The organism is Acinetobacter sp. YH01019 (genome assembly GCF_013420285.1).
Taxonomy (GTDB): domain Bacteria; phylum Pseudomonadota; class Gammaproteobacteria; order Pseudomonadales; family Moraxellaceae; genus Acinetobacter; species Acinetobacter gandensis.
In genome coordinates this window covers 1-13,265 of sequence record NZ_VOYM01000045.1, presented here as the reverse complement: position 1 = coordinate 13,265, position 13,265 = coordinate 1, and the positions used below count along the sequence as shown (strand labels likewise).

At 39.2% G+C, this 13,265-nt stretch carries 12 protein-coding genes and 1 pseudogene; 9 read left to right on the top strand and 4 right to left on the bottom strand.

All coding sequences use genetic code 11. The annotated features are described in order from the left end of the window. Window positions 1-906, top strand: a complete 906-nt coding sequence (locus FTT84_RS11105) for a DMT family transporter (RefSeq protein ID WP_180081171.1) — start codon at window positions 1-3, stop codon at window positions 904-906. A gap of 7 nt (window positions 907-913) precedes the next feature. On the opposite strand, the gene FTT84_RS11100 is transcribed toward FTT84_RS11105, so the two are convergent. After that, entirely contained in the window at window positions 914-1,483 is a 570-nt protein-coding gene (locus FTT84_RS11100; RefSeq protein ID WP_067765314.1) for a PilZ domain-containing protein, read from the bottom strand. Window positions 1,484-1,508: 25 nt separating this feature from the next. Here FTT84_RS11100 and FTT84_RS11095 point away from each other — a divergent pair, with 25 nt between their 5' ends. The 3 genes from FTT84_RS11095 (at window position 1,509) to FTT84_RS11085 (ending at window position 5,972) form a co-directional block, all read left to right on the top strand. Then, window positions 1,509-2,744 carry a lipoprotein-releasing ABC transporter permease subunit gene (locus tag FTT84_RS11095; protein ID WP_067765312.1) on the top strand — a complete coding sequence of 412 codons (1,236 nt, stop codon included), beginning with the start codon at window positions 1,509-1,511 and terminating at the stop codon, window positions 2,742-2,744. Next, window positions 2,737-3,420 carry a lipoprotein-releasing ABC transporter ATP-binding protein LolD gene (lolD, locus tag FTT84_RS11090; RefSeq protein WP_067765310.1) on the top strand — a complete coding sequence of 228 codons (684 nt, stop codon included), beginning with the start codon at window positions 2,737-2,739 and terminating at the stop codon, window positions 3,418-3,420. Before FTT84_RS11095 ends, lolD begins: the two co-directional genes overlap by 8 nt. A gap of 101 nt (window positions 3,421-3,521) precedes the next feature. Beyond that, window positions 3,522-5,972, top strand: coding sequence for a DNA internalization-related competence protein ComEC/Rec2 (locus tag FTT84_RS11085; RefSeq protein ID WP_180081169.1), 2,451 nt, complete (start codon window positions 3,522-3,524; stop codon window positions 5,970-5,972). Here the strand turns inward: FTT84_RS11085 and FTT84_RS11080 are convergent. Further along, the gene (locus FTT84_RS11080) at window positions 5,969-6,949 is read right to left on the bottom strand and encodes a lysophospholipid acyltransferase family protein (protein WP_180081167.1); all 981 of its coding nucleotides are present in this window, start codon (window positions 6,947-6,949) and stop codon (window positions 5,969-5,971) included. The two genes, FTT84_RS11085 and FTT84_RS11080, sit on opposite strands and share 4 nt — an antisense overlap. Window positions 6,950-7,079: 130 nt before the next feature. On the opposite strand from FTT84_RS11080, the gene sppA reads away from it, so the two are divergent. Both sppA and FTT84_RS11070 read left to right on the top strand, forming a co-directional pair. Next, entirely contained in the window at window positions 7,080-8,105 is a 1,026-nt protein-coding gene (gene sppA / locus FTT84_RS11075) for a signal peptide peptidase SppA (RefSeq protein WP_067765300.1), read from the top strand. Then, a complete protein-coding gene (locus FTT84_RS11070; protein WP_180081165.1) occupies window positions 8,102-8,908 on the top strand; it encodes an alpha/beta fold hydrolase in 807 nt (268 codons plus the stop codon). Before sppA ends, FTT84_RS11070 begins: the two co-directional genes overlap by 4 nt. Window positions 8,909-8,996: 88 nt before the next feature. Here FTT84_RS11070 and purN read toward each other — a convergent pair whose 3' ends face one another. Both purN and purM read right to left on the bottom strand, forming a co-directional pair. Then, window positions 8,997-9,626 carry a phosphoribosylglycinamide formyltransferase gene (gene purN / locus FTT84_RS11065; protein ID WP_067765291.1) on the bottom strand — a complete coding sequence of 210 codons (630 nt, stop codon included), beginning with the start codon at window positions 9,624-9,626 and terminating at the stop codon, window positions 8,997-8,999. 9 nt (window positions 9,627-9,635) lie between these two features. Beyond that, window positions 9,636-10,706, bottom strand: a complete 1,071-nt coding sequence (gene purM / locus FTT84_RS11060) for a phosphoribosylformylglycinamidine cyclo-ligase (protein WP_180057170.1) — start codon at window positions 10,704-10,706, stop codon at window positions 9,636-9,638. A gap of 133 nt (window positions 10,707-10,839) precedes the next feature. Here purM and cxpE point away from each other — a divergent pair, with 133 nt between their 5' ends. From cxpE to FTT84_RS11045, 3 genes and pseudogenes are all read left to right on the top strand, one after another. Further along, entirely contained in the window at window positions 10,840-12,057 is a 1,218-nt protein-coding gene (gene cxpE / locus FTT84_RS11055; protein WP_180081163.1) for a chloramphenicol efflux transporter CxpE, read from the top strand. A gap of 18 nt (window positions 12,058-12,075) precedes the next feature. Beyond that, window positions 12,076-12,780, top strand: coding sequence for a DnaA regulatory inactivator Hda (gene hda, locus FTT84_RS11050; protein ID WP_067765283.1), 705 nt, complete (start codon window positions 12,076-12,078; stop codon window positions 12,778-12,780). A gap of 117 nt (window positions 12,781-12,897) precedes the next feature. Beyond that, window positions 12,898-13,146: pseudogene (locus tag FTT84_RS11045) on the top strand (CSLREA domain-containing protein); the annotation flags it as partial. Between the last annotated feature and the right edge of the window lie 119 nt (window positions 13,147-13,265).

Here is a 13,265-nt window from a genome sequence, read left to right as displayed (position 1 = left end):
ATGCCTTCTAAAGTAAACTTGGGGATGACCTACGCACTGCTGGTATTTATTTGGTCGACCACCCCTTTAGCCATTGTGTGGAGTGTTAGTGATATTAATGCCTTTTGGGCGTTAGCACTGCGATTCTTTTTAGCACTACCACTTGCGATTGCGTTACTTGTTCTGTTTAAAAATACATTGCCTTTAGATGGTAAATCGCTACATAGCTATTTAGCCGGGGCATTTAGTTTTATTGGGTCACAAGTTTTTACTTACATGGCAACCGCATATTTAAGCTCCGGCATTATTGCCTTGATGTTTGGACTTGCACCCATCATGACAGGCTTAATTGGACGTTTCTTTTTTCAGGTCTATTTGAGCCGATTGCAATGGCTGGGTATGGGTATTGCAGTTGTTGGACTCGGTATCATCTGTCTCGGTGGGAGTGATCAACATGTACATCCGATGGGGATCGTTTTGATGCTGATCAGTGTATTTGTATACTGCGCTTCAATTTTTTGGGTTAAAAAAGTGAATGCACCCTTGCAGCCGATGTCTCAGGCAACGGGTTCCATCATGGTTTCAGCATTATTTTCATTGTGCATGCTGCCGTTTATATGGCATCTTGCACCAACAAGTGTTCCTTCAGCCAAAGCACTACTTGGTTTGGGTTATGCGGTAATCATGGCATCGTTAATTGCCATGTTTTGTTATTTCAAATTGGTTCAAAATATTAAAGCGACTACTTTATCGTTGACGACAGTATTAACCCCCATGCTTGCTATGCTCTTTGGTGCTTTACTGAATGATGAAAAATTATCATTGATGGTTTTACTTGGTGCTGTGATTCTATTATCAGGCTTGTTTGTTTATTTTTATAAAGATTTTCGGGCGAACAGAGAGCTCGCCCATAAATTAAAACATTGATTAAAAATCACTCTTTGTTTTGGGTCAGTGCGATACACTCTGCAAGTTTGACGCGGTCTTGTGGCAGTAAGGTGACAAAATAAGCACCCGTTCTGTATAAATTGCTTTCCTCTTCACGGCTGTAAACGACTTGTGCTGTTGTAGCAATGTGAAAGAAATTTTCAGGATGGCTTAAGGTGAGGTGGATATAAGTACCTTCTTTGATTGGGCGTTCACTGAAAAAACTTAATCCTGTTTCTGAAAAATTGACATGTTCAGGCACTGGTAACATGCTTTGTACAATTGCGTCATACAAAGAGCCCGTTATCAGGTTTAACTTTTGGTTAAATAAGGATAAGATTCGAGCAATTTGTTGATCTTTTTCAGCTAATTGTTCTAATTCGTAGTTGAGTGCATGATCAAATTGATCTAATTCAGCAAGTAGTAGAAAATAGCGCGGCAACACAAAATTTGGATCGTAAGGATCGTTCAGTGCAACATCATCAGAAATAATCTGATAGTTAATGCGCAAGGCAGCATCGATACGCGACATTACACGGCGTTCAGTTTGAACGCTTTGATGCTGTAAATTTTCCATAATTATTACCTCGGACTAGATGGTTATGTTTAAACCAATCTCGCTGTATATAGGGTTGAGATACACTCGCGCACGGCGCAGTAACCACTTTATTTCTTTTATTGCTCTGGTGTCTATGATCGGCCTCACCTTAGGTGTGGCAGTCCTAATTACAGTTTTATCTGTGATGAATGGTTTCGATCGAGAACTTAAAACGCGTGTTTTGGGAATGATACCTCAAGCCACTGTTTCTTCAACACAAATTTTAACAAATTGGCCAGAACTTGCAAAAAAAATTGAACAGCATGAGCATGTTCAAGGTGTAGCACCTTTTACACAGCTACAGGGGATGTTGACAGCTCAGGGACAAGTTTCAGGCATTATGGTTAGTGGTATTGAGCCTGAATACGAAAAAAAGGTTTCAATTATCCAAAACCACATGGTTGAAGGCAGTATTGATAGCCTGAAAAAAGGTGAGTTTGGCATTGTGCTTGGTAAGCAGATGACCGATGCCTTAGGTTTAGGTTTGAATGATAGTGTGACTTTGGTACTTCCTGAAGCGACGCCTTCGCCAGCAGGTGTAGTTCCTCGTTTTAAACGCTTTAAAATCGTGGGTATTTTCAGTATTGGTGCTGAAGTTGATTCGATGATGGGTTATGTCGCATTGAATGATGCATCAACGCTGTTACGCTTACCAGATGGTGCACAAGGCGTGCGCATGAAATTAGATGATATTTTTGCAGCCCCACAGGTATCGCAAGAAATTGTGCGTGACTTACCTGCAAACTTTTATGCATCTGATTGGACCTATACACACGGTAATTTGTTTAGCGCTATTCAAATGGAAAAAGCAATGGTGAGCTTACTGTTGTTCCTTATTGTATTGGTAGCCGCTTTCAATATTGTGTCGTCATTGGTCATGGTGGTAACTGATAAAAAATCGGATATCGCAATTTTACGTACTTTGGGGGCATCTCCAGGCACGATTACACGTATTTTTATGGTGCAAGGTACGGTGATTGGTGTGATTGGTACGGTTTCAGGTGCGATCCTCGGTATTATTGCAGCATCAAGTATCAGTAACTTTGTTGGTTGGTTAAACAACACATTGGGCCTGAATATGTTTGATGCTTATTTCATCAACTACTTGCCTTCATATTTAAGATGGCAAGATGTTGCGGTGATTGTGTCATTATCATTAGGTTTGAGCTTTGTAGCGACAATTTATCCAGCATTACGTGCAGCGAAAGTACAACCTGCGGAGGCATTACGTTATGAGTAATCTCATCTTAGATGCCCGAAATATTACCAAGTCTTTCACCGATGGTAAGTCCAATGTCGATGTCATTCGTGGCTTATCGTTACAGGTTAAAGCAGGTGAGTTTGTTTCAATTGTTGGTTCAAGTGGTTCAGGTAAAAGTACTTTATTGCATGTGTTGGGTGGATTAGACCGCCCAACGTCCGGTGAGGTATTTATTCATGGACAGCGTTTTGACACACTAGGTGAAGCAGAGCGTGGTTATATTCGTAATGAACATTTGGGTTTTGTGTATCAGTTTCATCATTTGTTGCCTGAATTTAGCGCACTTGAAAATGTTGCAATGCCGCTGATGTTACGCAAATCGAGTAGCTTCAAAGCAGTGAAACAGCAAGCTGAATATCTTCTTGAGCGTGTTGGTTTGTCACATCGTATGACGCATAAACCGGGTGAATTATCGGGTGGTGAGCGTCAACGTGTTGCTTTAGCACGCGCTTTGGTTGCAAAACCTAAACTGATGATGGCTGATGAGCCGACGGGTAATCTGGATCGTAAAACCGCTGTAAAAATTTTTGAATTACTGACCGAATTGCGTAAAGAGTTTAACATGGCGATGCTGATTGTCACACATGATGAATATCTCGCCCAATCTGCAGATGCCATTTTACATATGCAAGATGGTTTATGGGTAGAAGAGTAAAGCTTTTACTTGCTGTGATTTAATGGATTAAGATTGTTTTATTGAAGCTCACCTCGGTGGGCTTTATTATTGCCGCTCATAAAAAATAAAAAGAATATGACATGCTGCAATGGTTTTGTATGGGCTGGATTATTGGTATCTCTCTTATGGGAAGCCATGCTTGGAATCTGCACATTTCAACATGGTTGGTCTTGGTTATTTTTGTGCTATGGCAAAAATTGCAAAGTAACTTTATCCCTGATGTTAAACAGCTATTTCCTTTAACCTTACAATTAATACTCAATGTTTTGATTGGCATAGTTTTGGGTTTTGGTTATGCCACTACTCAATTGGATGAACGTTTAGCACTCATCCAACATGAGCAATATGAGGCTGAACTGATTGTCTATTTACCAGAAATTAGTCAGCTTAAAGAACAAAAATTACAGCAAACCATTCAAGTTTTAAATTTAAGCTCTCAAGCACAATATTTTTCTGCATCGATAAGTACGCAAATTTTGCAGGAACAACAATTAAAGCTTGAGCCTGGTCAATATTACCGAATGTGGGGCAGAGTAAAACCCAGTCAAAGTTATGCAACACCAGGTGCATTTGATATAGAAAAATGGAATATCCAGCAAAATCTTCATGCAAGTTTTGACGTGAAACAACTGGAATATTTGACTGAGCAGCAAGTGGCATCACTTGGATTTAATTCAGATATACGTCAGCACCAAGCTATTTTGCATCAATTCAAAATAGCAATTGAAAAACAACGATTGAGATTACGAGAGTTTATTCAAAAGCAACCTTTAAGAAATAATGGGCTGATATTGGCTCTACTAACTGGAGATAAAAGCTTATTAAATAAAGGGACAGAGCAATTATTTCAACGTTTTGGTATGAGTCATCTTTTGGCCATTTCAGGGCCACATGTCTTGATATTTGCGATTTTGGTTTGTTGGTGCATTAGACGTAGTTTAGCTAAATGGCTACCAGATTTGTATCTAAAATGGCCTCAACAATATGTATTAGTCTTGCCATTTATCATGTGTGTGAGCTTATATTGTGCTTTTACAGGTTTTGATATTCCCGCCCTACGTACCTTAATTATTTGTTTGGTCGCAAGTGCCATGCTTTTACTTAAACAGAGAATTCGGCCTTTTGCGTTATTAATATTTAGTGCATCAATTTTATTGTTATTTGATCCTTTTAGTATTTTATCCGCAGCTTTTTGGTTGTCCTATGGAGCCTGCTTTATTTTATTAAGGATTTATCAAACCTTACAGCGTAAGCAAATGAATGCAGAGCAGCTTACATATGCACAAAGCATTAAAAATGCGTTAATGATATTAATAGAGTCACAGTGGAAAATTTTTATCGCACTGTTTCCATTAATGATTATTTTCTTTAAACAAATTGCGTGGATTACACCGTTGAGTAATCTATTTGCCATCCCTTGGCTTGGATTTGTGGTTGTGCCTCTCGATATTTTGGCTGCGTTGGCTTATTTCATTTTTGAACCGCTCTCAAGTGCATTATTTCAGCTCAACGATCTTTTTATAGAATTACTGCATGTCGTGTTATATGGATTAGATCGAATATTTTCGCCGGCATTAGATGCTGTTGCAATGAAAAACACGCAGATTTTATTGCTCATTTTGGCTTTAGTGATTGTATTTTTACCACAAGGACTTATGCCAAAAAGTTGGGGCTGGATAGGACTCATATTTGTGGTCTTACCTATACGCAATCCTGTGCCTTTTCAGCTTTCAGTCTTAGATGTTGGGCAAGGGCAGTCTATTTTTATTCGTTATCATCAACACACGATGATGGTTGATTTTGGAGGATACTATGATGAATCAAAATTTAGTATTGGAAAGAATATAATTCAGCCCTTTCTCAGTGTGAATGGGGTTCGGAAGTTGGACCAAGTTGTGCTGACACATTTGGATCAAGACCATAGTGGTGGTTTCTTTTCAATATATGAGCAGCTTACTATTGGTCAGTTATATACAAATCAACAGGTTGAGAAAATCGGGGCGGTACCACAGGTGTTGTGTCTGCAAGGGCAAGCATGGAATTGGGATAACCAGGTATTTTTTAAAGTATTGTCCCCGAGTAGAGAACAACAAGAAGCGATTCCATTTAATACCAATGAAAGTTCATGCGTACTCTATGTTTCGGTTCGCGAAAAAAATGGATTTAAAAATTTCTTATTGATGGGTGATGCAGGTTGGGAGACTGAATATAAAATTTTGCAAAATTATCCTAACTTAAGCGTAGATGTATTGGTACTTGGTCATCATGGCAGCCAATATAGTTCAGCTTATACTTTTTTGCAGCATTTAGAGCCGAAACTTGCGATTGTATCGGCTGGGCGTTTTAATCGTTATGGGCATCCAGCTATGTTGACCCAATCACGTTTAGATAAACTCGGTATACCATTTTTGCAAACCGCAAAGAGTGGAACAATACATTTTGTAGAAAAGGGTAAAAATATAAAACTGCTTGAAGAAAGAGCCAAATATAAATGGTATGACTACAGCACAAAATCCATTACAGCTGATTAGCTTATATTTTGTTCACATGTCTGGTTCATTCGCTCACGTTCATATTGTTCACGTACATTATGTACACGCTTTTCAACTTCTTCATCGCTAACATTGTATAAATTTCGGAGTTGAGGATTAGCTTTGAAGCGTTTATAACTCCAGTGATAATGTTCAGGATAACGTTGGATTAATTTTTCAATTGCTTCGAAAATCACAATAGAGCCATCATTGGCATTGCCCTGATAAATTTTCTCATCAATGGGTTCAATATACATATCAAAACCATGATCCTCATTTCGAATCGCATATAAAAGTAAAGCACATGCTTTGGTCTTTTGAATGAGTTTTGCACTTAAGTTGCTGGTCCATAAGGGAACACCAAAGTATGGGATTAATTCGCCACCAGCATGAGGCGTATGGTCAGGTAGAATAACTGTTGTACCGCCTTGTTTTAGGGCTTTAAAAATCTGACGTACACCAGATTCATCTGTCGGGACTAAAGTTGCTTGTTCACGACTACGTGCAGCACGCACAAAGTTATTAGCTGATTCACTTTTTACAGGTTTGTACATGATGGTCATTTTAGTAAATTGAGCAATCCATGCATTCATGATTTCCCAAGTACCAAAATGTGGCACAACTAAGACCAAACCTTTATTTAGACTAAGTGCATCATGTAAATATTCTGCACCATGTATGCTATGGATACGCTGAATATTTTTTTCAGTACTTGCACCCCAAATACTAAAAAACTCAAAGTAAGACATGAGCTCATTGCGGATAGCTTGTTTCGTGAGTTGTTCACGTTCTTCATCAGATAACTCAGGCAATGCAATTTTGAGATTTCGTTGAATCGTCGCGGATGTTTTAGAAATCTTAAAAATGTTGACAAGCCCAGCCAAACCTTTGGCGATAAATTTTGAAATTTGAATTGGTTGACGGCTGATAAATTTTAACAGGTGATAAGTGGTATCCTGTGAATTCTTGTCGGTCATCGCGTTTTAGTCTGATATTGATAGAAGAAAAAAGTAAAATAATTATAGGGGAAAATGAATTGATTAGACAGTTTTCCGCTGTAGCGTGTATATAATGACAACGAAATTTTCGTTAGATAAGGTTTTTTATATGTCCGAATGGCCACCAAAACCTGAAGAAAAACAGCCAAATTCTTCAAATAATATCCATCAGCCTACAGGCAATGAATGGAAGATATTAGAAAAAGCAGTGCTTTCTTCTGTGGAAGAGCAACGTCGTGCCCGTCGATGGGGAATATTTTTTAAATTTTTAACTTTTGCGTATCTACTTTTTATCATCGTTGCGATGGGAAAAAGTTGCAGTACAGCGAGTTCTGATCCGACAGCAACAGCAGGTTCGCATATTGCAGTTGTTGATATTGTTGGAACAATTGCTGCGGATAAACAAAGTGTAAATAGCACCAACACAATTAAGTCTTTGAAAAAAGCCTTTGAAAATAAACAAAGTAAAGCTGTTGTGCTCAATATTAATTCGCCGGGTGGTTCACCAGTTCAGTCGGATGAAATTTGGCAAGAGATACAGTATTTGAAAAAAGCACATACTGGTAAAAAGCTCTATGCGATTATTGGTGATACAGGTGCATCAGGTGCTTATTATATTGCTTCAGCTGCGGATGAAATTATTGTTAATCCATCAAGCTTAGTGGGCTCAATTGGTGTAATTATGCCAAATTATGGTGTAAACGGTTTAATGCAAAAACTAGGTGTTGAAGACCGAACCATGACATCAGGTGAAAATAAAGCCATTCTTTCAATGACACAACCTGTTGATCCTGCACAAAAAGCACATGTACAAGCTGTGCTTGATAATGTCCACACGCATTTTATTAATGCAGTAAAAGAAGGTCGTGGTAAGAAATTAAAATCAAATGATCCTGAGATTTTCTCTGGTTTATTCTGGACAGGTGAACAGGCAGTTAAATTGGGTATTGCAGACCGTACAGGTAGTTTGAACACATTAAAACGTGAACTCAAAACTGAAAAAGCTGTGAACTATACAATTGAATACAGTCCATTTGACTCTGTTTTAGGTCGTATGGGAAGTTCAATTGGTCAAGGTTTTGCAACGTCAATTTCTCAGCAAGTCCAATCTGAAAATACCACGAAGTTACAATGAAGCCATTAATTCACTTTGCGCATGCCAATGGCGTGCCATCAAAGGTATATCAAAAACTTTTCGATTTACTTAGTGATGAATATGACGTGATTTATGTGCCTTTGTTAGGGCCAGATAAACGTTATCCAATTGATAATCATTGGTACAGCCTGACTCAGCAAGTGATTGATAGTATTGTACGCCAATCACAAGGTCGAAAAGTGATTGGTCTAGGGCATTCATTGGGTTCTGTTTTAACTTTTCAGGCGGCTTTGCAGCGTCCCGAATTGTTTGAGCAAATCTTAATGATTGATCCACCGATGATTATGGGTAAAGAAGCTTTGGCATTGCATATTGCCAAAATCTTGAAGCTGAAAATGGTCGATGCTATGTCTCCAGCTGGATTGTCGAAGCGTCGCCGTGATCACTGGGAAAGTCGTGAGCAAGCGGCAGAGCTCCTGCGTCCAAAAGGTTTTTATAAAAACTTTGATGAAGATTGTTTTCAAGCCTATATTGATTATGCATTGATGGATGATCTAGAGCGTGGTGGCGTTGAACTGACCATTTCTCGTGATGATGAAGTTCAAATTTTTAGAACCAATCCATCATTGTGGTGGTTGCCACAGGCAAAGCCAAAAATTCCTGTGCAATTGTTAATTGCAGAGCAGGGGCCATTCTTGCCACGTAAATTTCCACAAATGGTTGAGAAGAAATTTGGAGCACCATTTAAAGTAATATCAGGCAGTCACATGTTTCCTTTAGAAAAGCCCGATGAAACTGTTGAAATCATTAAAATGATGCTCGCAGAATATGCAAAAAAGTGAAACATCGTTCTTGTAGGCAATAAAAAACGCATCCAAGGATGCGTTTTTTATTGCTGACCATTTTGCAAATGATCATTTAATTCATCAATTAAAATTTGCAGAATTGCACAGCATCTTGCATTGGCTGACCACGATATAACACGCCATTTTCAGTGTGTTGAATCGTACCATTACAAATCCATTCAGCGACTTGTGGGTAGATGACATGTTCGAGTACATGTACACGATTTGCTAGGCTACCTGCATCATCATGTACATTCACTTTGAGAACACCTTGTGCCAGAGCTTGCCCAGCATCCAATTCAGCAGTCACATAATGAACGGTGCAACCGTGAAAGACATCGCCAGTTTTGAGTACACGTTGGTGAGTATGCATGCCTTTATAATTTGGTAAAAGTGAAGGGTGAATGTTGATCATTTTCCCTTCCCAATTTTTCACAAACTGAGCGCTTAAAATACGCATAAAGCCAGCAAGAATCACCAAATCAACATCCCAAGCGAGCAATTGTTGATGCATGACATCATCAAAAGCTTCGCGAGTAGGATATTGTTTGTGCTCAATGACTGCAGTTGCAATTCCTGCTTTTTCTGCACGTTGTAATGCAAAGGCTTCAGGTTTATTTGAAATGACCCCAACAATTTGACCTGAGAGATTGGCATCAATCAAGGCTTGTAAGTTGGAGCCGCTACCTGAAACAAGAACAGCAATTTTAATCATGGACGTTGCTTATGCGAACACAACGCGGATTTTTTCGTCAGCGCCTTCAACAGATTCAGCATTATCTGCGATATGACCCATAGTGAAAGCTTTTTCGCCAAGGCCGTTTAACAACTCAACAGTCTTATCAGCATCAGCAGCATCTACAACAAGTACCATACCTACGCCACAGTTAAATGTACGATACATTTCGAATTGTTCAACACCACCTTCTTTTTGAAGAAGTTTGAACAGTTCTGGCCATTCCCAAGACGCTTCATTCACAACCGCTTGAGCCCCATTTGGAAGTACACGTGGTAAGTTACCTGGTAAACCACCACCAGTGATGTGGGCCATCGCATGAACGTCAACTTCTTTTAATAACTGAAGAATTGGTTTCACATAGATGCGTGTAGGTTCCATTGCTGCATCAGCAAGCGGACGACCATCAACGATTTGAGTCAAATCTACGTTTTTCACATCTAAAATTTTACGAAGCAGTGAATAACCGTTAGAGTGTGCACCTGAAGATGCAACACCTACAAGAACATCACCTGCTTTAACTTTAGAGCCATCAATAATTTTGCTTTGCTCAACAACACCTACGCAGAAACCTGCAAGGTCATAGTCTTCGCCTTCGTACATGCCTGGCATTTCAGCAGTTTCACCGCCTACTAATGCACAGCCTGCAAGTTCACAACCTGCACCAATACCTGTGACAACATTGGCAGCAACATCTACATTTAAGTGACCAGTTGCATAGTAGTCGAGGAAGAATAGTGGTTCAGCACCACATACAAGAAGATCGTTTACGCACATTGCAACCAAGTCTTGACCAATTGTGTCGTGACGGTTCAAATTCAATGCTAAACGTAATTTTGTACCAACACCATCTGTGCCAGATACGAGAACAGGTTCTTCATAACCTTTAGGAATTTTACAAAGAGCGCCGAAGCCGCCTAGACCGCCCATTACTTCAGGGCGTGCAGTACGTTTCGCGACAGATTTGATACGATCGACTAACGCGTCGCCCGCTTCAATGTCGACACCTGCATCTTTGTAGCTTAAACCAGTGTTTGGGGTAGAAGTTGAGTTGCTCATAATGAAGTCTCCGCATTCGCGCGGGGATTATAACCTGAATATGCAAAACTCTTATGCTATTTCGAACTAAAATGTTATCTTTATTAAAATATTTTCCTTTCTATAACGATTACATTGAATAAAGGTGAGTTTTATGGGTGACCGCACCTTACGTCGCATATTTATCCTCGCAGGGATAGCATTGATCCTCTGGGTCGTATATCTACTAAAACCTATTGTTTTACCATTCATTGGCGCTTTTTTAATTGCGTATTTATTTAGTCCATTGGTTGATAAATTACACAATATCGGTTTGCCGCGTTGGCTTTCAATTAGCTGTGTATTCATCGGGATTGGTGTAGTTATTTTTCTTGCGATGTGGTTTTTGGTGCCGTTGGTCTGGGAACAGCTCATGTATGCCAAGAAAAACATTCCTGGAAATATTCATTGGTTGAATTACACATTCCTGCCTTGGCTATCAAATACATTTAATTTAGTGCCAATGGAAATTGACACTGAGCAAATGTCTGCAGCAATTATGGAATATATCCAGACTAATTATAGTGCGGACAGTATTCAAGCCATGATTTTGAAAGTTGCACAATCTGGTCTGAACTTTATTCAAATTGGCGGTACCATCGTTCTTATTCCAATTATTGCTTTCTACTTCTTATTAGATTGGGAGCGCATGTTGGATAGCATGCGTCGTCTGATTCCTCGTAAGTATGAAAAAAGTACCTTAACAATTGTTGGTGAATGTCACGAAGTACTGGGTGCCTTTGTTAAAGGACAATTTTTAGTAATGTTCTTGTTAGGCGTAGTTTATGCCATGGGACTGCAACTTATTGGGCTTGAAGTTGGCATTATCATTGGTATGATCGCTGGATTGGCAAGTATTATTCCTTATCTTGGTTTTGCAGTTGGCATTATCTCAGCAGTTATCGCTTGTTTATTCCAATTTGGTTTAGATTGGGTGCATCTTGCACTCGTACTTGTCGTTTTTATGGTTGGGCAGGCAATAGAGGGCTATATTCTACAGCCATTTCTATTGGGCGATAAAATTGGTTTATCACCAGTTGCTGTTGTATTTGCAGTTTTGGCTGGTGCGCAGTTAGCGGGTTTATTGGGTATGCTAATTGCCTTGCCTGTAGCAGCTGTTATTGTTGTTTTGCTTCGTCATGTTCGTGAAAATTACGAAAAAAGTCAGCTCTATCGGAGTGATGTCGTGGTTCTGAGTGATGCTGCGACAGGTTCAGTGACTGTTGAAACAGAGCAGATAGCAGTCGATATTGAACTCAAAAATCACGAAGTAAATTCACTGCAAGATTCTGAAATTTCGAGTAACATTGACTCATCAGATAAAAAAGATTGATAAGGCCAAAATATAGATATGCGTCAATTGCAGTTAGATATTGAACCACAACTCGATGCCCGAATTGGTGATTTTTCCGGGCCAGGTTGGGGGCATGTAATTGATGGTGTACGCCAGCTACATGCGGGACTGATGAATCGGTTCTATATCTATGGTGGTGCGGGTACAGGTAAAAGCCACTTGCTTTCTGCAATTTGTGATTCATATTTAGAAATTGGAAAATCAGCAATTCAAGTTTCATTACTTGAATTGCTTGATGCCCCAACTGAGGCGATTACATCTTTAGATCGTTATGATTTAGTAGCCTTAGACGATATAGAAGCTATAAGTGGTGTTCCACATTGGCAAAAAGCGGTTTTTCACCTGATTAATTATAATAATGAAGAAGGTGGTCAATTAGTGTTTTCATCACGCGTCGCACCAATTGAGCTGAAGTTAGAGTTACCAGATCTACAATCACGTCTTACTCAGGCTGTGAGTGTGAAAGTGCCTAACGGCAGTTTATTTGCTGATCGCCAAGCTTTAGTCAATTCTGTATTAAACCGTCGTGGCATTCATATGGATCAACAAATTGTTGATTATTTATTGGCACATGGCCCACATCAAGCGTCTATATTATTGAGATCGCTTGAGCAGCTCATACAGATGCTTAAAGGCGAAAAAACCAAGTTGAGCCATGCTAATTTAAGACAAATTTTTGCCCTCATTGATGAATATCGGTAAGCAATAAAAATTCTTGAGTAATTACTCAAGCTGTGACAAAGTACATAAAAATATTTCGATGTTGCAGGGATTTTGCAACTAGAGAATAAAAAGATAAAAAAATTTAAGGAGATGGATATGCTCAAACAGAGCATAGGCATGGGTATGCTATTGATGGCAGGCCATGCATTTAGCGCAGAAATTACCGTGACTACCACGGATGATGTCGTGAAAGATGATAAGGAATGTTCACTTCGCGAAGCAATTGAATACATTAATAAAGGAATGCCCGAAGCAGGCTATAATGGCTGTGGTGGTAAAGGTGCTATTGCATCTATATTATTGGAAAAACAAAAAACCTATAAATTAGATAAAAAAATGGTGGTGTTTCAAAAAGTATGCTGAAAAAAAGCAGGTTGGATTTTGATAAAATAGAGAAATGCGAATAACTCTAGAAATCAAGTGTCCAGCCTGCCTAAGTGACAGTATAAAGAAAAATGGCACAA

Coding starts and splice junctions, on each gene's coding strand:
- cxpE (WP_180081163.1), top strand. CDS start 10,840: ATGGGTGACCGCACCTTACGTCGCATATTTATCCTCGCAGGGATAGCA.
- purN (WP_067765291.1), bottom strand. CDS start 9,626: ATGATTAAAATTGCTGTTCTTGTTTCAGGTAGCGGCTCCAACTTACAA.
- purM (WP_180057170.1), bottom strand. CDS start 10,706: ATGAGCAACTCAACTTCTACCCCAAACACTGGTTTAAGCTACAAAGAT.
- FTT84_RS11070 (WP_180081165.1), top strand. CDS start 8,102: ATGAAGCCATTAATTCACTTTGCGCATGCCAATGGCGTGCCATCAAAG.
- FTT84_RS11080 (WP_180081167.1), bottom strand. CDS start 6,949: ATGACCGACAAGAATTCACAGGATACCACTTATCACCTGTTAAAATTT.
- FTT84_RS11100 (WP_067765314.1), bottom strand. CDS start 1,483: ATGGAAAATTTACAGCATCAAAGCGTTCAAACTGAACGCCGTGTAATG.
- FTT84_RS11095 (WP_067765312.1), top strand. CDS start 1,509: ATGTTTAAACCAATCTCGCTGTATATAGGGTTGAGATACACTCGCGCA.
- sppA (WP_067765300.1), top strand. CDS start 7,080: ATGTCCGAATGGCCACCAAAACCTGAAGAAAAACAGCCAAATTCTTCA.
- lolD (WP_067765310.1), top strand. CDS start 2,737: ATGAGTAATCTCATCTTAGATGCCCGAAATATTACCAAGTCTTTCACC.
- FTT84_RS11105 (WP_180081171.1), top strand. CDS start 1: ATGCCTTCTAAAGTAAACTTGGGGATGACCTACGCACTGCTGGTATTT.
- hda (WP_067765283.1), top strand. CDS start 12,076: ATGCGTCAATTGCAGTTAGATATTGAACCACAACTCGATGCCCGAATT.
- FTT84_RS11085 (WP_180081169.1), top strand. CDS start 3,522: ATGCTGCAATGGTTTTGTATGGGCTGGATTATTGGTATCTCTCTTATG.